This is a genomic window from uncultured Roseovarius sp., from assembly GCF_947259555.1.
Taxonomy (GTDB): Bacteria; Pseudomonadota; Alphaproteobacteria; order Rhodobacterales; family Rhodobacteraceae; genus Roseovarius.
Window position 1 is genome coordinate 17,107 of record NZ_CAMYMD010000022.1, and the last position, 23,655, is coordinate 40,761.

The 23,655-nt window shown below is 59.5% G+C and carries 19 protein-coding genes and 1 pseudogene; 13 read left to right on the plus strand and 7 right to left on the minus strand.

Annotated elements, in window-relative coordinates:
* The first annotated feature begins 115 nt into the window (after positions 1–115).
* The gene (locus tag Q0X85_RS03450) at positions 116–1,027 is read left to right on the plus strand and encodes a LysR family transcriptional regulator (RefSeq protein WP_297769034.1); all 912 of its coding nucleotides are present in this window, start codon (positions 116–118) and stop codon (positions 1,025–1,027) included.
* Positions 1,028–1,081: 54 nt separating this feature from the next.
* On the opposite strand, the gene Q0X85_RS03455 is transcribed toward Q0X85_RS03450, so the two are convergent.
* On the minus strand, positions 1,082–1,222 hold the full coding sequence (locus Q0X85_RS03455; RefSeq protein WP_297769037.1) for an entericidin A/B family lipoprotein: 141 nt from the start codon (positions 1,220–1,222) through the stop codon (positions 1,082–1,084).
* 137 nt (positions 1,223–1,359) lie between these two features.
* On the opposite strand from Q0X85_RS03455, the gene Q0X85_RS03460 reads away from it, so the two are divergent.
* Positions 1,360–2,409, plus strand: coding sequence for an AI-2E family transporter (locus tag Q0X85_RS03460; protein ID WP_297769040.1), 1,050 nt, complete (start codon positions 1,360–1,362; stop codon positions 2,407–2,409).
* Positions 2,410–2,686: 277 nt separating this feature from the next.
* On the opposite strand, the gene Q0X85_RS03465 is transcribed toward Q0X85_RS03460, so the two are convergent.
* The gene (locus Q0X85_RS03465) at positions 2,687–2,872 is read right to left on the minus strand and encodes a PLDc N-terminal domain-containing protein (RefSeq protein WP_297769041.1); all 186 of its coding nucleotides are present in this window, start codon (positions 2,870–2,872) and stop codon (positions 2,687–2,689) included.
* A gap of 229 nt (positions 2,873–3,101) precedes the next feature.
* Here Q0X85_RS03465 and Q0X85_RS03470 point away from each other — a divergent pair, with 229 nt between their 5' ends.
* From Q0X85_RS03470 to Q0X85_RS03480, 3 genes are all read left to right on the plus strand, one after another.
* On the plus strand, positions 3,102–4,025 hold the full coding sequence (locus tag Q0X85_RS03470) for a PRC-barrel domain-containing protein (protein ID WP_297769044.1): 924 nt from the start codon (positions 3,102–3,104) through the stop codon (positions 4,023–4,025).
* Between the two features lie 432 nt (positions 4,026–4,457).
* Complete coding sequence (locus Q0X85_RS03475; RefSeq protein ID WP_297769047.1) at positions 4,458–5,684, plus strand: carboxylate--amine ligase; 1,227 nt, start codon at positions 4,458–4,460, stop codon at positions 5,682–5,684.
* 21 nt (positions 5,685–5,705) lie between these two features.
* The gene (locus Q0X85_RS03480; protein ID WP_297769050.1) at positions 5,706–7,727 is read left to right on the plus strand and encodes a hypothetical protein; all 2,022 of its coding nucleotides are present in this window, start codon (positions 5,706–5,708) and stop codon (positions 7,725–7,727) included.
* Positions 7,728–8,097: 370 nt separating this feature from the next.
* Here the strand turns inward: Q0X85_RS03480 and Q0X85_RS03485 are convergent, their stop codons facing one another.
* Positions 8,098–9,735 (minus strand): choline dehydrogenase, encoded by a 1,638-nt coding sequence (locus Q0X85_RS03485; RefSeq protein WP_297769053.1) that lies wholly within the window; start codon positions 9,733–9,735, stop codon positions 8,098–8,100.
* 118 nt (positions 9,736–9,853) lie between these two features.
* On the opposite strand from Q0X85_RS03485, the gene Q0X85_RS03490 reads away from it, so the two are divergent.
* The 7 genes from Q0X85_RS03490 (at position 9,854) to Q0X85_RS03520 (ending at position 17,614) form a co-directional block, all read left to right on the plus strand.
* Positions 9,854–11,089: a TRAP transporter substrate-binding protein gene (locus tag Q0X85_RS03490; RefSeq protein ID WP_297769056.1), complete on the plus strand. Its 1,236-nt coding sequence runs from the start codon at positions 9,854–9,856 to the stop codon at positions 11,087–11,089.
* Positions 11,090–11,186: 97 nt separating this feature from the next.
* Positions 11,187–11,855: a TRAP transporter small permease subunit gene (locus Q0X85_RS03495; RefSeq protein ID WP_297769059.1), complete on the plus strand. Its 669-nt coding sequence runs from the start codon at positions 11,187–11,189 to the stop codon at positions 11,853–11,855.
* Between the two features lies 1 nt (position 11,856).
* Positions 11,857–13,218, plus strand: a complete 1,362-nt coding sequence (locus Q0X85_RS03500; protein WP_297769061.1) for a TRAP transporter large permease — start codon at positions 11,857–11,859, stop codon at positions 13,216–13,218.
* Positions 13,219–13,231: 13 nt separating this feature from the next.
* Positions 13,232–14,020, plus strand: coding sequence for an IclR family transcriptional regulator (locus Q0X85_RS03505; RefSeq protein WP_297769064.1), 789 nt, complete (start codon positions 13,232–13,234; stop codon positions 14,018–14,020).
* Positions 14,021–14,425: 405 nt separating this feature from the next.
* The gene (locus Q0X85_RS03510; protein ID WP_297769067.1) at positions 14,426–15,406 is read left to right on the plus strand and encodes an ABC transporter substrate-binding protein; all 981 of its coding nucleotides are present in this window, start codon (positions 14,426–14,428) and stop codon (positions 15,404–15,406) included.
* Positions 15,407–15,502: 96 nt separating this feature from the next.
* On the plus strand, positions 15,503–16,537 hold the full coding sequence (locus Q0X85_RS03515) for an ABC transporter permease subunit (RefSeq protein WP_297769070.1): 1,035 nt from the start codon (positions 15,503–15,505) through the stop codon (positions 16,535–16,537).
* A 3-nt stretch (positions 16,538–16,540) separates the two neighbouring features.
* Entirely contained in the window at positions 16,541–17,614 is a 1,074-nt protein-coding gene (locus Q0X85_RS03520; protein WP_297769073.1) for an ATP-binding cassette domain-containing protein, read from the plus strand.
* Positions 17,615–17,693: 79 nt separating this feature from the next.
* Here Q0X85_RS03520 and Q0X85_RS03525 read toward each other — a convergent pair whose 3' ends face one another.
* The 3 genes from Q0X85_RS03525 to Q0X85_RS03535 form a co-directional block, all read right to left on the minus strand.
* Positions 17,694–18,782 (minus strand): acyltransferase, encoded by a 1,089-nt coding sequence (locus Q0X85_RS03525; protein ID WP_297769077.1) that lies wholly within the window; start codon positions 18,780–18,782, stop codon positions 17,694–17,696.
* Positions 18,779–19,795, minus strand: coding sequence for a sterol desaturase family protein (locus Q0X85_RS03530; RefSeq protein WP_297769081.1), 1,017 nt, complete (start codon positions 19,793–19,795; stop codon positions 18,779–18,781). The genes Q0X85_RS03525 and Q0X85_RS03530 overlap by 4 nt, the downstream gene beginning before the upstream one ends.
* Positions 19,796–20,221: 426 nt before the next feature.
* A complete protein-coding gene (locus Q0X85_RS03535) occupies positions 20,222–20,785 on the minus strand; it encodes a hypothetical protein (protein WP_297769084.1) in 564 nt (187 codons plus the stop codon).
* A gap of 497 nt (positions 20,786–21,282) precedes the next feature.
* On the opposite strand from Q0X85_RS03535, the gene Q0X85_RS03540 reads away from it, so the two are divergent.
* Complete coding sequence (locus Q0X85_RS03540) at positions 21,283–23,265, plus strand: calcium-binding protein (protein ID WP_297769087.1); 1,983 nt, start codon at positions 21,283–21,285, stop codon at positions 23,263–23,265.
* A gap of 75 nt (positions 23,266–23,340) precedes the next feature.
* Here Q0X85_RS03540 and Q0X85_RS03545 read toward each other — a convergent pair.
* Positions 23,341–23,525 (minus strand): annotated as a pseudogene (locus tag Q0X85_RS03545) (ISKra4 family transposase); the annotation flags it as partial.
* Positions 23,526–23,655: the final 130 nt, after the last annotated feature.

The following is a 23,655-nucleotide window of genomic DNA, read 5'->3' on the forward strand; positions in this document are numbered from 1 at the left end:
TACGGCAGCATTCGGCAAATACTTTCAACAAAGCGTTGAAAATGAGAAGGCTTCGCTGTTCACTGGAGCGACAGCGCGCAGCAGGCGGCCCGCCGCCCGACACAAGGAGCGAGCCATGCAGTATATCGAAAGCCTGCGGGTCTTTACCCGCGTCGTTGAGTTGGGCAGCATCACCGCCGGCGGGCGCGACCTTCGATTGACCCCCGCCGTGGCGAGCAAACGGATCAAGGAACTGGAAAAGCGGCTCGGTGTGCGCCTCTTCAATCGCACAACGCGCTCATTGACCCCAACCGAGGTCGGGCGGCTGTTCTATGACGAGGCGCACAAAATTCTCGCTTCGGTCACGGATGCAGAGGCGACCGTCGCCAGCCTTTCAGCCAAACCGCGTGGCGTTATTCGGGTAACCGCCCCGTTGGGCGTAGGGCGCCGCATCATCGCGCCGCTGGTGCCAGACTTCGTTGCCGCCTTCCCGGACGTGCAAGTGCAGATGCGCCTGTCGGACAGGACGGTGGACCTTTTGGGAGAGCGTATGGACGTGGCGTTTTTCATCGGCGTGCCGAAGGAATCGAACCTCAAGCTCCGAAAGATCGCCGATTGCACCCGCATCCTGTGCGCCGCGCCGTCGTATCTTGACCGGCACGGCACGCCGCAAGAGCCGGATGATCTGCTGAGCGATGGGCACAATTGCCTTTTGTTGCGATATCCCCGCTCGCCCGAGTATTTCTGGGTGCTCAACACGGGTGACGGGCCCCGCAAGCTGGAGGTCTCAGGTCATTTTGATGCCGACGACTCGGATGTTCTGACGGATTGGACGCTGGCCGGTCACGGCATTGCCAACAAGCCCAAATTCGATGTCGCCGCTCATCTCGCGGACGGGCGGCTCGTCGAAGTGTTGCCCGACACGCCGCCGCGACCTTCGCTGTTCGGCTGTCTCTACCCGCACCGCAAGCTGCAAGACCCAAAGATCCGAAAATTCGTCGCGTTCATGGCAGAGCACAGCCTGAAAAAGATCCGCGCGGCGCAGTGATTCCGGCGGCCGGCCTGCCCCTCGATAAGCGCACGTGCGCGTTGCGCGCCGCGATCATTCCTGCACGTCTTCAGCCGTCTCGGACACCGCCTCGCCCGCAGTCTCGATGTCCTGTCCGGCTCCCTGCACTGTCTCGCAGGCGGCAAGGACACCCATGGCAAGCAAGGAGATAAGGGAAACTCTCTTACGTATCATCGCGACCTCCGCTTTTATGTTCCGGAGAAAAAACGCGCGTGTGCGGTGCTGGTTCCCTGTCATCTTGAAAATACCAGTATCCTCACTCTTCAATCGCGTCAGCGGAACCAAACGCCGTGTCACGCGTTGGAAAGATCATGTCTCAATCAAACAACACTGGTGACCCGGTCATTCGCGTTGCGGTCACCGTGATCGCGCTCACACTGGGTTTTGCCACACTCCGTGCCGGCGCCGATATCTTCGCGCCCATGGTGCTCGCACTGGTGACCGGCGTCATGCTGGCCCCTGTCACTGTCTGGCTTGAGCGCGCAGGCCTGTCCACCGGCCTTGCATCAATGGCCGTGTTGGTCTTCGGGATAAGTATTCTGGCCACCCTCGCCGCGCTCGCCGAGCCGGTGGTCTGGCGCATCGCCGAGGAATTGCCCCGAATTCAGTTGGAGTTGCGCGCCATAGTTGCCGAATTCCGCAACCTGATCCAAGGATTGGCGGAAATGAACCGCGAGATGGAGGAAGCGCTTGGGGCAGACCCCAGCCAATCCGAAAACCAGGCACAATCCAGCATGCCAGGCATCGAGAGCGCCCTTTTTCTGGCACCGGTCGTACTCGGTCAGGTCCTGATCTTCGGTGGGACGTTGTTCTTCTTCCTTCTCACGCGCAAGCGCATGTATGAGTGGCTGGCGTTGTGGATCGGCACGCCGGACGACACCCAGGTCATCCTGCGCCGGTTCACCAACGCCGAGCGGCTTGTGGCCCGGTATTTTCTCACCATTTCGACGATCAATGCCGGGTTGGGTGCCATCCTCGGTAGCGCGCTTGCCATCTTGGGCCTGCCCGGGCCCTTCATCTGGGGATGCGTCGCTGCCTTGTTGAATTTCGTGCTCTATGTCGGGCCGATGGTCGTGGCCGCTGGTTTGCTTGTGGCCGGTTTACTCGCATTCGATGGCTTTCTGGTGCTGATGCCCCCCGCAATCTTTCTCGGGCTCAACATGCTGGAGGCGCAGTTCGTCACACCGGCCTTTGTCGGGCGGCACGTGTCGGTAAACCCGCTCTTAATATTTGTATCACTGGTGATATGGCTCTGGCTCTGGGGACCGATCGGGGGGATCATCGCAATCCCGATCCTTGTGATCGCTCTCGCAATGCTCGACGTTTTCGCCCAAGATGCCACCCGCAACAGCGTCCAGTAGGTCCGGACGAACAGCGATTGCGTCATTGCACCCTGCCTAGCGGTCAAGACCAAGTTCCCGACCCCAACCAAAAGACGCCCCCGCCCAAGCAGGCGAGGGCGCTGCGCCCTGGGACACAGGGCGCAGCAGAGCACGTCGCACGTCATTGGGGACGGCAGGGACGGCTCTGCGCTGCCAGTGCTTGACGCAACGGCAACACACCCCCAACGCCCTGACGCCCGCATTGTTCCCGCGCACCGCAGACGGCCACGCAAGCCCCAACCCATCGCTCACGGGCTTATACCCGTGCAGACCGGGGGCCAAACAACAGCCATAGGATGAACCCCAAGAGCGGGAGCAGCAGGACGAGCACGATCCAGAGCACCTTGTTGCCAGTCGATACGACCGACCCGGCAATCGAAACGATTGCCCATATATCCAGGATCAAGAGAATGATCCCACCGATACCCGTCACCTCAAGCATGCCGTTTCCTTCGTCTTTTTGAAAAGATCAATATCGCGCGCGGCCGCGTCACACCGAGTGATGCCAAACGTACACCCGCGAGTTAACTGTAACCCCATGCAAAATGTTCCATAAAAATATCGACGAAATTTTGGCCTCAGATTGAAACCTTGACCGCAGCAATTGGTTGAAATTGACACGACGCGGCACTCGTGCAGCGTCAAATGAAACATTGAAAAGGAGTGCACTCATGCAACGCATTCTCACCACCACCGCGATCATCGCTCTCGCCGCAGCTCCGGCATTCGCTCAGTCGGATGCGTCCGATGACACCCAAACCGGTGCCAAGCAATCCGCTGAGATGAGCCAGCAGAGCAACGGTTCAAACGCGCAGAGCGACGTGACCACCAACGTCAACGGTATGGACATCCGCGCCACAGACCTGATTGGCAAATCCGTTTACATCCGCAGTGAGGACGCATCGGACCTCGAGATTGCCGACAGCATCGGGGCCCCGGCCGATGGCTGGAACAACGTCGGCGAAATCGGCGATGTCGTACTGTCCAAAGACGGCGAAATCGACTCGGTTACGCTCAACGCAGGCGGCTTCCTCGGGGTTGGTGAAAAGCAGGTCAGCACCTCGATGGATGAGTTGAAAATGGTGTCCGAAGAAGGCACGGACGGAGAGTATTTCGTCGTCTTCACCGGGGATCGCTCGGCGCTTGAAGAGCGGGATATGGTCGACCGTGACGGCATGCGTGACGAAGGCTATAGTTTCTTCGCGGACAACGAACAAACCGAAGGGCGGACGACTCGCCCCGTCGAGAAGTTGACAAAAGAGGTTCAAGACGCCGATGCCCAACAAACAACGGGCATGATGAGCGACGACCAGCGCAATGCCGTGACCGCGGAAGAAATTGAAGGGGTCGCCGTGTATGATGCATCGAATGCGCATGTCGGCGAAATCTCCAATGCCGTGCTGACCGACGATGGCCGTGTTTCTGACGTCGTGATTGATGTTGGCGGGTTCCTCGGCCTCGGTGAAAAACCGGTTGCCATCCCGTTCGACAAGATCGAGCTGCGCCGCGACAATGACGAAATGTCGGAGTCCCTGCGCGCCACGACCGAGCTCACGGTTGAGGAGTTCGAGAGCATGAAGGCATGGAAAGGCTGAACACCCTTTCCGGCACCTGATCAACGAGGCCGAGCGCATCCAGCTCGGCCTCTTTCTGCGCAGCATGGGCACATACGCGTGGCGCAGAGTGTGAATATAAACTTCGATTTGCCTAATATTTATAACTCCGATTGGCCCCTGACAAATCTGTCTCACGGGGAAACCAGGATCGGGATTTATTGAATATGTCACATTTTAAGCCTCACAAGACTGATCAAGAGGGGATGCTCTCGTAAAACGCAATTTTGAGCGGTTTCGGTTTTTACTTAGCTATGCTATATAAATATCCATGACATGATGCGATCATTTTTGCACGATCGGGCACCCTCGATCTCTGTGACAGCCGGTACGGCATGCCGCATCGCGTTCGCGAAAAATACGCATGGCGTCGCGCCCGCATCTCTTCCTTCACACTCCAATGAAAGGCCAACCATGACCGAGAAGAACCCAGACAAAGGCTATGTGGCGATCCTGGGTTGGTCGCTGAACGCGATCGACGCGATCGACCGTTTTGACCGCCGCTATGTGATCGTCGCGCCCTCCTGGGCCGAGGACTATGCACGGGCCAATGACATCCCGTTCATCGCCTGGGATTTCGACCGCCTGAACGAACGCTCGCACGAGATCGCGCAAATCCTCAAGGACGAGGGCTGTGACGTGGCGATTCCGCTTTACGAGGAAACCGTGGAATGGGCGGGGGCGATCAACTCCGTGCTGCTCGACAATCCGCGCCTGCTCGGGCAATCCATGCTGTTCCGCGACAAATCGTTGATGAAGCGCCGCGCGCAGCTGGCGGGCATCCGCGTCGGCATTTTCGAGGAGGCCGACACCCATGCCGATGTGGTGCGGTTTCTCAAACGGGTGAACCAAACGCTGCTCAAACTGGACGGTGACCCCGACGACCCGATCCATTTCAAGGCCTTCGACAAGGCGGGGTGCCTTGGGCACCGCACCATCCGCACGGTCGAAGATGTCGATTCGATATCGAATGACGAGTTCCCGGCGCTTCTCGAAAGTCATCTCGACGGTTGGGAATTCGCGGTCGAGGCCTGGATCAAGGATGGCAAGATCCAGTTTCTCAACATCTCGGAATATGTGACGCTTGGCTATTCGGTCTTTGTGCCCGCAACGCCGGAGCTCGAATCCTGGCGGCCCAAGATCGAGGAGGAGATCAACAAGCTGATCAAGGCCTTCGATATCGACTTCGGCTTTATCCACCCCGAGTATTTCGTGACCAGCGATGGCACGATGTATTTCGGCGAGGTCGCCTACCGCCCGCCGGGCTTCAACGCGCTGGAACTGATCGAGCGGGCCTATGGCTTCAACGGCTATCAGGGCATCGTGCTGGCGTTTGACCCCAAGACCACGCAGGACGAGCTTGACGCCTTCTTCCCGACCCCGGTCGAGGATGCCAAGGGCCATGCCGGCTGTTTCGGGGCCTACCCGCGGCGGCGTGTGGTCGAGCGGTTGGAAATCCCCGAAGAGACCGCCAGGAACCCCTATTTCGAGTTCCACGAACTGGCGCAGCCAATGGAGCAGAAGGTGACAAAGCGCACAGCCTTCGGTACGCATTGGGGGCTGGTCTATTTCTTCGGAGAGGACCCGCACCAGTTGCGCGACCTGCTCAAGGCACAGGAAGAGCTTGATTTTTATGTTTGATCACACCGAGAGGTATCTCTGATGGCGGGCACGGATCAGGGTGGCGAGGCGGATCGTCTCGCCGCCACGCTCGAAGGGCCGCTAACGCATCTGCAAGAGGCCCGGCCCTTCGCCAAGCCCCGCTTTCAGGCGCAGGTTCTGGACGTGGCCGGGCGCCTGCTGACCGTGCCCGGCGGGCTGGAGCGGCTGCACGCGCTGGCCCCGCGTATGGATGCGGCCGGGCTCTTTGCCGGGTCCGACTGGGATGCCCCGGCCAATCTGCTGCCGGGCCTTGTCGCGGGCACGCTTGAGCAGGGCGCGCCCACCTCGGTCGCCGCCGAGGCGGTGAGCCTGCTGCGCCTGCTTGCCGTGGCCAAGGGTGAGGCCGGCCACCCCCATATCCATGCCGCCGCCGCCCGGCGCTTTCTGACCCAGGTTCTCGCGCTCAACATGCGGCGCTTCTTCGGCGCCACGGATGAGGCGGCCCGCGCGGCGGGCGCGCAGCAGGCCACCACCGACGCGCTGTTTCGATATCTGGCCGAGCATGTCGGCTTTCAGGATGTGTTGGGCGAATTGGTCGACGAGATCTGGCGTATCCTGCGGCAACGGCCCATTCAGGTGGCCCACGCCAAGGACATGATCGCGCAGATCGCCATCACCCTCAGCGAGCGCGGCAGCGAGATCGGCGACCGGCGTCTCGGGGCCGACCGTCTGGTCTCGGCGCTGTTCGGCCCGACCTCCGCCTGCATGGGCGATCCCGGTCTCGACACCTATCACGAGCGGCTCGCCGTGATGGACGAAACCGATCTGCGCCACGAGGCGCAGGGGCTGGCGCGCGCCATGCACGATACCGGCCTCGTCTCGGACTATCACGCCGCCTTTCTCACATGGGTGCTGGAGACCGAGCATGATGGCATGGTCGCGGACACGCTTGGCCTCGGCACCACCGGGCGCGACTGCATGCAGCAGCACCGTGGCCTGATCCTGGAATTGATCCGCCGCGCGGTGCGGCCCGAGACCGCGCAGGCGCTTTACGGCATGTCGCTGATGCTCGACCGGGGCATCCTGCATCACGCCCCGATCGCCCCGGCCCTGCGCCGCCAACTGGAGCTTGCCCCCTGCCCCGCCGTGGCCGAGCGCCTGTCGATGGCCGGACTTTACGCAGCTGCGCCTGCTGACCTCCTGCTTGCTGGTTGCATTCAGGTTCTCGGCTTGCCTCTGGGCGTGGGACAAGGCGCGAACCCGACCTGCCAATCGGCCCGTGCCATCGCGATGTGGGCGCAGAACGACCCCGACTACCTGCTGCATCTGGTGGCGCAGGCGGCACGCGTCGATACTGTGATGATGCATTTCGAGGGGCGCGCGATCAACGCCGCCGATCTGCCCGCGGGGCTGGCCCTCGGTGCGCCGCTCGATGCCGATCCCGTCTCGGTCGTGCTGGTGCCGCATCTCGACCGGATCTATGCCGAGATGGGCCGCCTCTGCGCCGACCGGAATGACGATCCGCATATCTGGATCAACCCGGAATTTCACGGCTGGTGGGTGGGCCGCGCCTGTGCCGTGGCGGTCGATGTGCCGACCGGGGCGCTCGCGGGGATAGAAGATTTCATCGCCCGCTTTCACACCGCCTATCATCCGGATTACAATGGCGGCGAACCGGTGATCCACCCGCAGCCCGCCGGGATCGCGGCCACCGACGCCACCGGTCGTTTTGTCGGCTGGCATGCCATCACCATCCTGCGCGTGGCCCCCGACCGCGAGGGTGAAATGCGGGTCTATTTCTACAATCCCAACAACGATTCAGGCCAGGATTGGGGCGGCGGCGCCGTGGTCTCGACCCATGGATCGGGAGAACGCTTCGGCGAGGCCTCACTGCCATTCGAGACCTTCGCCTCGCGTCTTTATCTCTTTCACGAGGATGGGATGCGGCCCACCGCGCAATCCCGTCCATCTCTGGAGGTGCTCGAACGTGTGGCAGGCATCGCACGCGCGACATGGGCCGCAGGCCGACAAGAAATTACCGGTACTGCGATTTCTCGCCTCGCGGCGACCCAGGTCAACTGACAGATTTTGGATCGCCCGCGCAGCACTGCCCCGGCGTCCAATCATCGCCGCGCGGACCAACCGTCTTACCTTTGCCAAGATCGCGCAGGACATGGGCCGGACACGTCCCGCCCGCGCGCCGCGTTGGCAAGAGCGCATTTCATGCATTGTGGACAAAAACCAAAGCCGTTTTGAGCCGTGATCCGGCTTTTATTTGCTGGTGAACCGCTCCAGATAAGAGCGGGATGTCGGACGTAGTGCGTATCGAACCGAAGGAATGATTATTAAACTTAAGGTTTAACTACAGCGCTAAAGCAATTTCAGAAAAAGGTGATAGACTTTTTCGGTTCGAAATTGCGCAAAAACAATGAACGACAGCGTTACGACTGTTTCAACGAAAAGTCGAAACGCTGTCGCGCGCCTGATGGCGATCCTCAAGGATCATCTCCGAGGCCTTTTCCCCAATCATGATCGCGGGCGCGTTGGTGTTGCCAGAGACGATCTCGGGCATGATCGAGCAATCGGCCACGCGCAGCCCGCTCACCCCATGCACGCGCAGCCGCGCATCGACCACCGCATCGGCGCCCTGTCCCATCTTGCAAGTGCCGGTCGGGTGATAGATCGTGGTGGAATAATTCCGCGCCCAGTCGAGCGTGCCCTCGTAATCATCGAGATCGAGCGTGGCGTCAGGGCGGAATTCCTCTGAAATCTTGGTGCTGAGCGGCGCGTGCCGGGCGATGCGGCGGGCGATGCGGATACCTTCGACGATGGTCCGGCAATCGGTCTCGGTCGCGAGGTAATTGGGGTGAATTTTCGGATATGTGCCCGGATCGGCCGAGGCGAGGCGGATCTGCCCCCGGCTTTCGGGGCGCAACTGGCAGACCGACATGGTGAAGGCGGAAAACGGATGCACCCCCTCGCCGGGGCTGTCGGCGGACCAGGGCTGCACGTGGAACTGGATATCGGGCGTCTCGACATGCTCGCCCGTGCGCATGAAGCCGGTGGCAAGGCTCGCGGCCATGGCCATCGGCCCGGCGCGGAACATCGCGTATTTCAACGCGATGCGCGCCTGATTGAGCACACTGCGCACCTCGTCGTTCAGCGTCGGCTCGTTGCATTTGAAGACCAGCCGCGCCTGTAGGTGGTCCTGCATGTTGCGGCCCACGCCGGGCAGGTCACGGCGTACCTCGATGCCATGTTCGGCCAGATGCGCGGCCTCGCCCAGCCCCGAAAGCATCAACAGCTGGGGCGAGCCGATGGCGCCGGAGGCAAGGATCACTTCAGCATTGGCATGCACGGTATGGCGCACGCCAGCCCTGTCGCGCCACGCCACGCCACTCGCGCGCGACCCGTCAAAGGTGATGTGGCTGGCCTGTGCCTTGGTCAGTATGGTCAGGTTCTCTCGCCCCCGCACCGGGTTGAGAAAGGCCACGGCCGAAGAGCAGCGCCGCCCGTTACGCGCGGTCAGCTGGAAATAGCCCACGCCCTCTTGGTGGGCACCGTTGTAATCAGGGTTGAACGGATAGCCGGCCTCTTGCGCGGCGGCCACCCAAGCGTCGCAAATGGGCCGTTGCAGGCGCATGTTCGACACCGACAGCGGACCCTGATCGCCGTGATAGTCATCCGCGCCGCGCTCTTGCCGCTCGGAGCGTTTGAAAAGCGGCAGCACATCGTCCCAGCCCCAGCCCGGGTTGCCCATCTGCGCCCAACGGTCGTAATCCTGCGGTTGGCCCCTCACGTAGAGCAACCCGTTGAGCGAGGATGACCCGCCCAGCACCTTGCCACGCGGCCAGTCGAGGGCGCGGCCATTCAGCCCCGGATCGGGCTCGGTGCGGTAGCACCAATCCACCGACGGGTTGTGCATGGTCTTGAAATACCCGACCGGAATGTGGATCCACGGGTTCCAGTCGCGCCCGCCCGCCTCCAGTAGCACGACCTTGATCTTGGAATCGGCGGAGAGACGATTCGCCAGAACACATCCAGCAGAGCCCGCGCCGACGATCACGTAATCCGCTGAAATCTCCGACATTTCTCAATGACCTTTCGATGCGTGTAAGTAACAAAAAGTTTTTCCTTGCCAGATTGACCATAAGTCTAGCAATATTGAGACCGCAAGTATCAAAATTTGCAATTTCAGGGAGGAAACCATGAAAGCATCGAAAGCCCTAGCCGGGATTTCCCGCAGGGATTTATTCCGTCTGTCAGGTCAGTTCGGCCTGTCATCCGTGGTCCTGGGGGCCGGCGCACTGACGGGGGCGGTGAGCCTGCCATCTTTGGCCCGCGCCGCCGAGAGCACCTATGAAAAGCGTTTTGCCAAAGAGCCCAAACACACTCTTAAACTGGGGGCGTCAGGCTTTAATGCGCGCAACCTGCTGATCGAGCGCGCTGGCGTTCTGCAATTCGCCCGCGATCTGGAGGAGCGGACCGAGGGCGAGATCCGGGTCGAATTCATCGGCGACAACCAGATTTGCGGCCAGCTCAACTGTGTGGAGAAGACGCAGACCGGCGTGGTCGACATGTATGCCGCCTCGACGCAGAACTCTGCGGGCGGCGCACCCTATCTCAACGTGCTCGATTATGCCTACATGTTCCCGAGCCGGGCGTCGCAGTATCACTTCCTCTATTCCCCGGAATCGCAGCGCATCCTGCGCGATCCGCTGGAAAAGCGGCACGGGCTGAAATTCCTGTTCTCGCATTGCGAATTGCGCGGCATCCAGCTTGGCAACAACTTTGCCGAAAAGCCCACGGTGACCAAGCTGGAGGAGCTGTTCGGCACCAAGAACCGCGTGACCGGCACGCAGCTGGGCCGCATCGCGATGCAGCTTCTCAACCTCAACCCGGTGCCGGTGGCCTGGGAAGAGACGCTCGACGGGCTCAAGCAGGGCCTGATCGACGGGGCGGAAACCTGGGCGTCGGCGGTGGCCTATGCCAACATGTCGCCGGTGGTCAGCCAGTCGGTCGATCTGCGCTTCTTCTGCGGCACGGAACACACCTCGATGTCGTCGCGGGTCTTCGACGCGATGGAGCCGCATTTGCAGGATGCGATCATGGAATCGGCCTATCTCGCGCAGGTCCATGTGCAGGCGGCGAACGAGGCGGCGCTGGTCAAGACCGTCGGGTTCTCTGATCCGCAGCTGCCGGGCACGATCTTTGCCGAGAATGACGTGCGCCCTGCTTTCCTCGCGGACGACCAGGTGAAGATGGCCGAGGAAATGTGCTCGCCCGAGTTCAACCCCGAGCCTTGGGCACAGTGGCGCGAGCGGCTCAACAACTGGGCCGGGGGCATCGACACCTATCAGGAGATCTACGACGTCGCACGTCAGATCCCCACCGACATGCCGCCCGAAAATGTCGAGCCGCGCCGCTGGTGGCGCTCGGCCTGACGCACAAAGCTTTCTGCGGGCCGCCCCATCTCGGGCGGCCTGACACCGCGCCGCATGTGCGGCCAAAACATACGGCAACCCAAAGGGAGGAGTGGGCATGACCGGCTGGTTTCAGGGCACGGGAGAGATCCTGAGTGCCCTCGCCTCGGGCGATTCATGGATGTTGAGCGAAGCGATGCGCGCGCCCGCAGTCTGGCCGCTGGGCCTGATGGCGATGCTGGTGGTGGCGATCCTGATCCTCGTTCTCTACCGCGTCGTGCCCTGGGCCGAGCGCAATTTCGAACAATCGCTGATGGTCATCTCTTACCTCGCGATCGGCGGGATCATCTTTGTCGAGGTGTTCCGGCGGTTCGTCCTGTCGCAACAGGCACCGTGGTCGACCACGCTGCCACCCTTCCTGTTTCTGATCATGACATGGTTCGGCTGCTCCTATAACGTCAAGCTGCGCACCCATCTGGCCTTTGCCGAGTTCCGCACCGCGATGCCGCGCGCCGGGCAGATGGGCTGCCTGATGCTGGATGCGGTGCTGTGGATCGGGTTTTCCTGGGTGGTGGTGGTCACCTCGACCAAGGTGGTGGCCAATTCCGCCGCCAATTTCCAGATCATGCTTGGGACTGACAACGTGATGCAATGGTGGTTCCTTCTGTCAGTGCCGCTCGCCTTCACCACGCTGGTGGCGCGGGTGATCGAGAACGCCCTGCGCGACATCGCAAATTTCCGGCGTGGTGATACGCTCATCACCCAGGCCGTGATCGGAGGCGACTGACATGACCGACCCCTCGACCCTCGTCACGCTCATTTCCATCGCGGTGACGCTTCTGTTCATGCTCGGCGTGCCGGTCTTTCTGGTGATCGGCTACTGGGTGATCGGCGTCTCATTCGTCCTCGGCATGCCGCTCCAGAATATCGGCGGGGCGCTGGCCGATGTGTTCACCGACGGCTTTGCTCTGCTGGCCATGCCGCTCTTTATCCTGACAGGGGACCTGATCAACCGCTCCGGTATCGCGCGCCGACTGTCGGATTTCGCCTATGCCTGCCTTGGCTGGATTCGCGGCGGGCTGGCGATGGCCTCGCTTGGGGCCTGTGGGCTCTTTGCCGCGATCTCCGGCTCTAACTCCGCCACCACGGCGACCATCGGCTCGATGCTGCATCCCGAAATGGTCAAGGGCGGCTATGACGAGCGGTTCTCGGCGGCGACAGCGGCGGCGGGCGGCACGGTCGGCATCATCATCCCGCCCTCGATCATCTTCATCGTCTACGGCTTCCTGCTCAACCTGCCCATTTCAGAGCTGTTCGTCGCCGGGATCATTCCCGGCGCGCTTATGGTTCTGGGTATGATGACCGCCGCGTTCCTTATCTGCTGGAGCAACAAATGGGGCATCCTCATCGCGCTCAGCCCGATGCGGGTGATCAAGACGGCGATCGGCGCCTGGCTCGGCTTCTTTGCCATCGGCCTCGTGCTCTGGGGCATCTACACGGGCAAATTCTCACCCACCGAGGCGGCGGGCGTGACCGTCGGCTTCTGCGTGATCGTGGGCTTTGTCAGCCTGCCGCTCTACAAGATGATGGGCGGAGCCAAGGGCCGCGACGTCAGCGAAAAGCGCGTGTCGGAAATGCTCGTGGTCGAAGGCTTCAGCCCGCTGGAGCTGCCCTCTATCACCATGCGCTCGGCGCAGATCACCGGCATCCTAGCACCGCTGATCGCGGTGTCGGTGGTGATGCAGCAGATCCTGTCGGTGCTGGGCGCACAGGAACTGATTGGCAGTTTCGTGACCTCGATGGGCGGCTATTACGCGGTGCTCTTCACCTCGATGGCGATTGTCTTCGTTTGCGGTATGGTGCTCGAAAGCCTGCCGGTGACAATCATCCTCGCCCCCATCCTTGCCCCCATCGCGCATGAGGTCGGCGTCGAGCCGGTGCAATTCGCGGTGATCTTTCTTGTCGGCGCCTCAATCGGGTTTGTGACACCACCCTACGGGCTCAATCTCTATGTGGCCTCGGGCGTAACGGGCGTTCCCTACTTCCGGCTTTTGCGCTACACGGTCCCCTATCTTGTGGCTTTGCTCACGGTCTGGTTCATCGTCGCGATGATTCCGGCGCTTTCGACAGCATTGCTGCCAAACCGCTGACGATGAGGGCCAGATGGACGGTGACAGCACGGGCACGATCCCAACAAACCTGCGCCTCCTGCTGGTGTTGGAAGAGATTGTAAAAGCCGGTGTACCGGTAACACCCACCGAGGTGAATGTCGCAATCGGCCTGCCCAAGCCCACCATCCATCGCCTGTTTGCCACGCTGGAAGAGGAAGGCTTCCTTCAGCGCGACATGGACGGGCGCACCTATTCGCCGGGGCCGCGCCTGCGCATCATGGCAGGCGGCGTGTTGTCATCGCTGCGCATCCGCACGGCGCGGCAAGCGGTCCTCAGACGGCTCAGCCGTGAGATCGGCGAGACCTGCAACATCGCGCTGCCCGATCGCGATGCCATGACATATCTGGAGCGCGTCGAGACCGAGTGGCCATTGCGTATCCAGCTGCCAATCGGCACGCGCGTCCCGTTCTACTGCACGGCCAGCGGCAAGATGTATCTCAGTTCCCTCGCCCGGAACCACCTGAACAAGTATCTCTCCGCAACCGATCTCGAACAGCGCACGCCAAATACCATCACCGACCGGGATGCGCTGATCGACGAAATTCGCGATGTCCGGCGAGACGGCTATGCGCTTGACCGCGAGGAATTCATGCAGAACATGATCGCCGCTGCCGTCCCCATCCGGGACAGCAACAAACGACTGATGGCCACACTGTCCTTTCACGCGCCGACGCAGCGGTTTGATCTGGAAAAGGCGCTCGGCTGCCTCACGTCGCTGCGCACCGCCGCCGAAGACCTGTCGAAACTGGTTACCGACAGTGACGAGCCTCCGTCGACTTGACCAGTGCAATTGGGCAGCGGCCGGGGCATGCGGACCGGCATAAACGGTGCCAGGCGGCTTCGGTGTGGCAACGGCACTCAAAGCGGCCAGCGTAGAACTCAGAAATGAGGACACGTCCTGAATTTCAACTATCCACGTCCAATCCAGAAAAACCGCTTTTCGCGGGATCGGCATCCGCCCGCACTCCCGGAAGGGGGTTGAAACTATTGCTTAGCTTAACTAACTAGTCTGCCATGGGTGGATACTCGCAATATCCTGCCGACACCCGGCCTCTTGCCCGGGACGCGCACGGTGTCCCGGCGCTGGCCGAAAGTGGCCTGAAGCACACATAATACCCAATGTGACAAGGCCGCTCTTGCTGTTGCAAGATGCGTGAACGGCGCGATGAACCGAAAGGAACCGACTATGAAAAAGCTATCGCTTATCCTCGCAGCTGGCGCAATGACTGTGCCAGCCACAGCATATGCACAGTCCGATGAGTGTGGAAGTGTTTCGATTACCGAAATGAATTGGGCATCGGCTCAAGTGGTCACGAGCGTTGCATCCTTCATCATGGAGCAAGGCTATGGCTGCGATGTCAGCGTCGTGTCCTCGGACACGATCCCGGCTGTCACATCGGTCGCCGAGAACGGAGAACCGGACATTGTCACCGAGCTATGGCTCAACTCGACAGGCGACACCTATGACGAGTTGAAAAACGCCGGCAAGGTCGTCGAAGCGGGTAGTGTCCTCGATCCTGGCGGTGTCGAAGGCTGGTGGATTCCGACCTACCTCGCCGAGGAACACCCCGAGCTCAAGACAATCGAGGGCATTCTGGAGAATCCCGACCTCATCGACGGCCGGTTCTACAACTGCCCCGAAGGATGGGGCTGCCGCGTGGTGAGCGACAATCTCTCTGCCGCGCTGGATCTCGAAGGCAACGGCATTGAGGTGTTCAATTCTGGCTCAGGGCAGGTGCTCGCCACGTCCATGGCCGACGCCGTTCTCGAAGAAGAGCCGTGGTTTGGCTACTATTGGGGACCGACAGTCCCGCTCGGCAAGTACGATATGACCAAGGTCGATCTCGGCGAGGTCAATCCCGAGGTGCATGCTCGCAACCAGAATGCTGACACCGACAATCCGGGCGTATCCGACTTTCCCGCCGCGCCGATCGTGACGGCTGTGACGTCTACCTTTCAGCAGAGCAACCCCGCCGTTTTCGAACTCATGCAGAACATGACCTTCAAGACCTCCGACATGAGCGCGGTTCTTGCTTGGAAAGATGAGAACAACGCATCGGCGGACGAAGCGGCAGTCTACTATCTGACCAATTACAAGGACCAGTGGAAGACGTGGCTCGATGACTCGGCTGAGGAAAACTTGGTCTCGATTCTGAACCAAAGCTAATTCAATGAAACCTGGGCGGGGCTGGTCTGTGGCTGGCCCCGCCCTTTTTGTGCGCCTGCGTCTTGCGGATGCGGCAGCGCACGGGAGAAAAGCACTATGGCAACATATGATTTCGCCTTCAGGGCGCTTGGGCTGGAGGACTGGTGCAAAGCGGATGGTGGTGGTTCGGCACCGATGTCGATGGAAGCGCTTGTGGCACAAAGCTCCGGCGAAGAAGTCTCCAGATCAATCTGGGACCTCCCTTTCCCGTCGATGGACGCGTTGAATGACGCCTGTGCGGCGTTTCCGCAATCGCGCGAACTGACACTGGGCCTCGAAAATGGATTCCTCAACGTCAAGGACTCGATCAGCGTCGTTCTTGACCCGCTGACGCAACCGCTGTCGTGGATGCTCGACGCATCGCTTTACGCGGTCCTGAATACGCCGTGGTGGATCATCATCCCCCTCTTGCTGGCCATCGTCTGGATGGTCGCCAAGTCGTGGCAATTGCTGACGTTTGTCGCGATCAGCATCTGCGGACTCGCGTTTATCGACTATTACAGCTACGCGATGCAGACCCTCGCGATCATCATGGTCTGCGCATTCCTGTGCGTTTTGTTCGGCGTGCCGATCGGGATCGCGATGTCACGCTCTGACAAAATGCGCGCGTTCACGATACCCATTCTGGACATGCTCCAGACCCTGCCGCCCTTCGTATATCTCATACCTCTGATCTTCCTTTTCTCGGTCACAGAGCCAAAGCTCTACGGCATCGCGATCATTCTATACGCGATCGTCCCGGTCATACGCCTGACCGATCTGGGTATCCGCATGGTTGACGAGACTGTCATCGAGGCAGCGGACGCCTTTGGCATGACCGACCGCCAGAAGCTGTTCGGCGTACAGGTGCCGCTGGCCCTGCCCAACATCATGGCGGGCGTCAATCAAACCATCATGATGAGCCTCGCGATGGTCGTCATCGCCTCTCTCGTTTCGGCACCGGGCCTTGGTGTTCTGGTCCTGCGCGGGATCAACAACCTCGAGCTTGGGGTCGGTCTGGTTTCGGGGCTGGGCATCGTCATCCTTGCCGTGATCCTCGATCGCGTGACCAAAGCGGCCCTCAACCGCATCAACGCCGCGCAGAAAGGCTGACCCATGGCTACGAAAACCGAGAAGAATACCAAGATCGCCATTCGCGATCTGTACAAGATCTTCGGCGCAGAGCCCGAAAGCGTTCTCGCCGAGGTGAAGGCCGGCATCAGCAAGAATGACTTGCTCGAAAAGCACAATCACGTCCTCGGGCTGAACGATATCAACGTGGACGTGAAGGAGGGCGACATCACGGTCATGATGGGTCTGTCCGGGTCGGGAAAATCTACCTTGATCCGGCACCTGAACCGCCTGATCGAGCCGACTGCGGGCGCGGTAAATCTCGATGGCACGAATATCGTAGACCTTACCGAACATGAGCTGCGTCGCGTTCGTCGCGAGGAAATGTCGATGGTTTTCCAAAACTTCGCCCTCATGCCCCATCGGACCGTGCTCGAAAATGCCGGAACCGCCCTCGCGGTTCGTGGTGTGGCCAAAGCGGAATACGAAGCAGAAGCCCATAAATGGCTGGAGCGCGTCGGCCTTCAGGGGGTTGGCGATCAGTTTCCGTTCCAGCTTTCGGGCGGGATGCAACAGCGCGTGGGCATCGCGCGCGCACTGTGTTCAAACGCGCCAGTGATGTTGATGGACGAGGCGTTTTCGGCCCTTGACCCGCTGATCCGTACCGACATGCAGGATCTCCTTCTTGAGCTTCAGGAGGAGCTTGAGAAAACGGTGGTGTTCATTTCGCACGATCTGGACGAGGCGTTGAAACTGGCGGATCACCTGGTGATCCTGAAAGACGGGTATGTCGTTCAGCAGGGCGAACCTCAGGAGATCCTGATGAAACCGAACGACCCCTACATCGTCGATTTCATCTCTGACATCAATCGCGCCCGCGTGCTGCGCGTGCGCTCGGTGATGGAAGAGACAGGGCAAGCGCCGGACAACCCGGCCGGAGAGGTCGATCACGACGCGACGCTGGAGTCAGTGATTGCGCGATCCGAGGGCGAGACGGCGCTGACATATCGGGTCATGAAAGATGGCACACAGGTCGGCGTCCTGAAAATGACTGACCTTTTCAAAGCGCTCGTGCCCATCGCAGCATCCGATGACGGCATCCGCGCCGGTGCAGCCTGAGACCCAGCCCAAACGGATACCGGTGCCGCGAAAGGCACCGGTGTCCGGGCATGGTCTGCGTTCGTGCACCGGGACCGCTTCAGGCTTCTTTTTCGCTCAGGCCAAGCCCGCGATTTCGCAGCGCCGCGCGTAATTTCGGCAACTGCGCCTCGAATATGCTGCCAAAGGCCAAACAGATCACAAGCGTCAAGCCGATCATGGTGACATCGCCCTGCCATGGCCCGATGTCGCGCAATGGCAGACTCTCCAGGAACTGCAAAACCGGGTAGTGCACGAGGTAGATGGAAAAGCTACGCCCAGCCCCCCAGCGGATCACGCCTGCGGTGGACCATGTGCGTTGCGACCGCAGGAGTCCTGCCATTCCAGCGATATGGCAGGTGACGAGTAGTCCCAGAACGGTATTCCAGATGAATTCGTCTGAAAACCGAAGCGCAAGCCGCGGCAAGCTCTCGAAGGTGAAAGCCCGCAGGTCACCAGGCAGATTCAGCCAGAGCGCGACTGAATAGATCAAAACCGGGACCAACGCCATCGTCCATGACAGACGATCAGACGGGGTATGTCCGCGCGCCAGAAAAACGTGCAACCCCACGCCCATCAGCCAGACCGGCAACAACAGCAGGATAGTGAGCCCGGCAACGAGGCCGAGCAGAATCAACAACGCAAATCGCCGAGCCCCACGGGTAAAGACCGCAACACCGAACAGTGCAAAATAGGTGGCCTCGTAGCTGAGCGACCAATATGGGCCATTGCTCCCCAATCGCGCCACCGAGATGCCCCATTCGTTGGAAAAGGTCAGCCCGCGCAAGAGCATCTCCCACAGCGGCATCGGTTGGTAAAACGGGGCAGCGTAAACCGCCGGCGCCAACTGCGATCCGATCCGGTCCATCGTGAAGGTCAGAATGATCGCCGGCAACGCGACAGAGACGAGTCGCGTGGCACGATCGAAGGCAAAGCGCGGGCCGGTCGCATCCGGACGGGCGGCAACATGCGCAATGACCAGCCCCGAAAGAACAAAAAAGACGATCACCGCGTCGCTTCCGAGATTCAACTCGCGCACCCACAGCCAGCGTCCGTCCGAGAATCGGGGGTAGGCAAAATGCGAAAGCAGCACGACGAGCGCCGCGCCAAAGCGCAGCGCATCGAGGTAAAGAGAGAGGCCGGGTTTCATGACCGTGCCGCATTCTTTCGCGTGTCATCGGGTTGGCCAACCGGCGGGCTCGGGTGTTTGCCACCGGCATCAAACAGCTTGCGGATCTGCCTGTAGCTGTCCTGCACCGGCACCACCATGGCCGCGACCAGGCTGTCATGACGCTGGCGAAGTGGTCGCCCGGTCTTGTCGCCAAGCCCAAAGGCGATCTGTTCACGCGTTTTCGGCACGTAGAGCGTACCAAACATCCAGTCCCAGATCGCCAGAACTTCACCGTAATTCTTGTTGTGGTGACGCGGATCCAGCGAATGATGAATCTGGTGCTGGCATGGAGAAATGAAAATGCGCTCCAGAACCGGCCCAAAGCTCAGCCAGACATGCGAATGCCGAAGATTGGCCCCGGCAAGGTTAAAGAGGGCGTATCCGGCATTGATGCCGACCAATGTCGCGTAGGACGGCACCTCGGCAAAAATTGCGAGGCAAAGCCCCTGTAGGCCGCCGATCAGGATGCCTTTGATCGAGGCAGAGAGCAGATCATAGATCGGGTGCTTTCTGTACACCGTGATCGGTGTCATCACCTCAGCAGAGTGATGCAACGAATGAAAAGGCCACAGGACCCGGTTTTCGTGGTGGATCCGGTGCACCCAATAGGTTCCGAAATCGCCGACAATCAGCAAAAGAGCCGCCATCGCAACGGGGTGCAAGCTCAACGACGAGTGCGCCGGCCCGAGACCGTCCGCCAATCCCCCGGCAAGCGTGGCACTCGCCATGACAAAGCCGAAGACACCCAGAATGGCGATGATCCGATTCAGGCAAAAGATTTTCAGATCAACGATGTGGGAGGCGTGAAAGTAGATTGAGCGGGGCAGCAGCCATTTCAGAAACGAGCCCCCGCCAGCCTGGCGCCGGAATACCGCATAGGCAATCAGAACCGTGATCAAAAGATAAACAGGCCAGAGCCGGCTGCTTGGCTGAACGGCGCTCTGGGCTGCCTCGATTATAACATTCCCGATCTCGCGTACGACGTTCTCCATCGCGTGGCACCTCCGCCCCTGACACTGCACTTCGAAGCAGATCAAACCCCATAATTATGGCAAGATTTGAGCCCCGAGAGGGAAAGCTCTGGCCCGGACAACCGTTTCAAGGGTCAAGGGTCAAGGGAATTGATGCGTTGGATGCCGCCATCCAACGGCATCGAATGTGCCATAACGGTTTTATAGTAACCAACATGTGGGAGGCATCCATGTCAGAGTTTAGCCAGCATCTTGTCTGCAATTCTCGAGGTCTGGCCCCTGGAACACAAGAAACACCAAGTTTGATGCCCAAGCTAAGCGTCAAGATAGATCCGACCTTCGGACTTCCGCAGTGAGAGATCAAAAGAAAGGTCGCTAGTGTTTACGTAGTTCCAGATTAAATCTTGATTAGCAGCATCTATATGAGACGTCAGATTAAGAAATGTATCATAAGCGATCATTACGTGTTGCCCCCAAGGTTATTTCCAGTAATTCAATCGTTTGATCTTGGTCTTTGAGGAAAACCAGCGGCGCTGCACCAACACCTGTTACATTCAGGTTCTCATCAAGTGCTCCAACACGTTGTATCGCTATCAACTCAAGGCCTTCAGAAGCAGCCAACCTGTGCGCATTTCCACCAGGTCCGGGCGGATCGAAGTTTAGAGAGATTTCATCATCAAAATAGGCAACAATTTCTTGACGAAACTCCTTGGCGTCTAGCGCCTGAAATATGAGAGGCCCTTCAGTCTTAAGTCCAGCAACTGGCCGCAAGTGGGTACCTGTTACGTCGCGGACACCTAATTTAGATCGCAATTCGACTTCGACATCAGAATACCATCGCGCCAGTTTTGGCGTGACCTCGAACAAGGTGTAACCAGTTTGGCTTCCCCCACCGATGCGCAGGTTTGGATTGGCCTTATTAAATACTTCCTCTTTCCGCATCCAGGCGGCGAAATCAAATAGACGTTCATCGCCGGGCAAATCGTCCGGCAGAATGTACTGACCTTGCAAATAGCGTGTAGCCGTTTATACTTTTTATTGGAAACACAACGCTCAGTGAAGTCTCGTAAAAGTTTAGGGAACAAGTTCGTCAACATATGCACTCGACTTCGCACAACATTATATCCATCCACTACCTTCCAAATTTAGTCGTCGACCGTTAAAACAATTCTAGGTTGTACTTCTGGTATCAAGGCCAACCGGAGGTACGCTCAGACAGCCTGCGCAACGACCTCACGCGGGTAGCGGAAGCCATTGAAGCTAGGTTGGTAAATCTGGATGATGATGCCGCGCGTTACGGATAATTGGAATTGTGGTCAATAACTTGACGATCGCGCCAACTCCAAAATTAATGGATCCCGGCCCTAGGAAAAGCATGGGGTTATTCCCCAGATTTCCTTTTCAGTTCAGGGTGACGAGCAAGATGTGGTAGCCTGAAGCAGGAATCGGCGGCCTTCGACTTCTGCGGGGTGCCTCAATTTTTTAGGGTGACCTTTGGGGAGGTGCCAATGTTTTGGGTCGGAACATTCAATGGCGCGACGTATAATCTTATTGGTGAGAACCCGATAAACGGGATTTCGGGCTTAAAGGGGTATTTTGGTACAACCGATATCACGGATGGCGTAAATATTGCGACGCCGAATGTGATAAGCGCCACGGCATCCTCGATCGTGCTACGCGATCCCGAATTTTTAGGAGAATTGCGGATTTTCGGAACCGGTTTGTCCATCGCGACGGCGAACCTACAAGGCGGGTTGGGAACTTTCCCGCAACTGACCTCCGGCACGATCACCGGTTTACATTTTTATTTCAACGAAGATCTAGATCGAACTCTCAGCAATCTCGCGACCCCTGGGCTCTCGGCTTCCGAGATTAACTTGCTTCAAGAGCAGAGGGCCATCTTCGCCAATATTGCATTCCTCAATCTTGGGGGAGCGCCGGATGCCATCCTCGGCCTGCCTGGCGTGAACGCCGCTCAACTCGGGCAAGCAGTGGTTTCTTCTTATAATGGCGGTTCGCCGGCGCAACTTCAGGCATTCTTCGACCAATTTCAGTTCTCGTTCACCGGCACCGATGCCAACAACTCGTTGCGTGGCACTAGCAATGGCGATGAACTGACAGGCCTTGGTGGTAACGACCAGCTGGAGGGTGCCGCAGGAAACGACATCCTGAACGGTGGTTCGGGCGTCAATGTCCTGAACGGAGGACCTGGGTCGGATTTCTACTTCCTCGGACAGGGCACGAACAGCATCGGTGAAAACGTCCTAAACACGAGCGATGTCGATACAGTATCCTACGAACTTGCGTCTTCGGGCGCCAAGATTGTGTTGGACGCGGCCAGCCTGGAGCAACCAGCGGGCATTGCGGCCAACGACAACATCCTGGGCGTCGAGGTTGGGATTGGCACGCAATTCGATGATGAGATTGTCGGTCGTTTCGCGGCAACCATCGACTGGGACAGGCTGATCGGGCTGGCTGGGGATGACACTTTGCGATCCGGCCCAGGCGAAGATGTGCTTGTCGGCGGAATCGGGTTCGACTTTCTTGATGGCGGCAGCGGCGGCGGATCGGTCTTCGCAGGCGAACCGCCCGATCGGGGCGTCTGGCAGGCGTCGCCGGGCGAGGTTCATATTTTCCTTGATCAGTTCAACCGGCTTCTAATCGCTTCGCCTGGCGAAGGGGTGGATACTGTAGTGAACATCGAACGGTTCGAGTTCGCGGGCCAGGTCTTTCCCCCAAATCAATTGACCTTCTCGAATGCCAATCTTGTGATCGATGGTGATCTGGGCCAAACGATCAACGGCACGCTTGCAATAGACCTCATCTACGGGCGCGGCGGCCCAGACCGGATTTTTGCAGGGGCAGGTGGTGACATCGTCGAGGGTGGCTCAGGAAACGATTTCATCCAGGGTGAAAATAACGCAGATCAGCTTTTCGGAGAGACGGGAAACGACACTTTGGAAGGCGGCATTGGCGCTGATGTGATCGACGGCGGTCCCGGGCGCGACACGGCGGCATTCGTGACGGCTGCGGCGGGGGTGAACGCCAATCTCGGCGCGGGCATGGGATCGGCGGGCAATGCCAACGGTGACACCTACACGGATGTCGAGAACCTTTTGGGTTCGGACCATGACGATACGCTGACCGGTTCGACCGGGGATAACCTCATCGAGGGCGGGCGCGGATCGGACTGGCTGCGCGGCGCGTCTGGCAACGACACGCTGGAAGGCGGAGGCGGAGATGACGAGATGCTTGGCGGTTCTGGCGCGGATGTATTCGTCTTTACGAACGGCTTTGGGATCGACACGGTGCAGGACTTCACGAAGGGTATTGATATACTGGACTTTGGGGCGCACACGCAAATTGATGAATTTGCGGATCTGAACGTCACCGCGTCAGGGCTTGATGCGATCGTCGACGATGGCTTCGGCAATACGATACGCATCCTCGACGCGGCTGGCGACATCGAATCCGGAGATTTCCTGTTCTAGCATCCCGTTCATATATGTCGGTCGCGAGTCTGCAACATCTAGCGGTCCAGCGTGCGGCCAACTTGTCTACGCCTACAGCCTCCCGTCAAGTACGGCAGCTCGTGTGACGGCAACTCGATGAGCGCCCTGCGGTGACCATCTCATTCGGCGGCGTTTTTTCGGCGGCGTTTTCCCATGCTGTTGTTGCCGATGTCATTGATTCAGCCTTCTTCCCGGGACGATGAAACGGCGAGGCCATTTCTGTATCGACGACCATAGTCGGCCTAGCAACTGTGTCTAGATGATCGGCTTTGCTTGCCAGGGGGTGCCTGATTTGAGGATGGCATTTGCGATGGTGGCGAGTCTGCGCGCGATTGCGACGATAACGACCTTGTGCGGTTTGCCACGCGC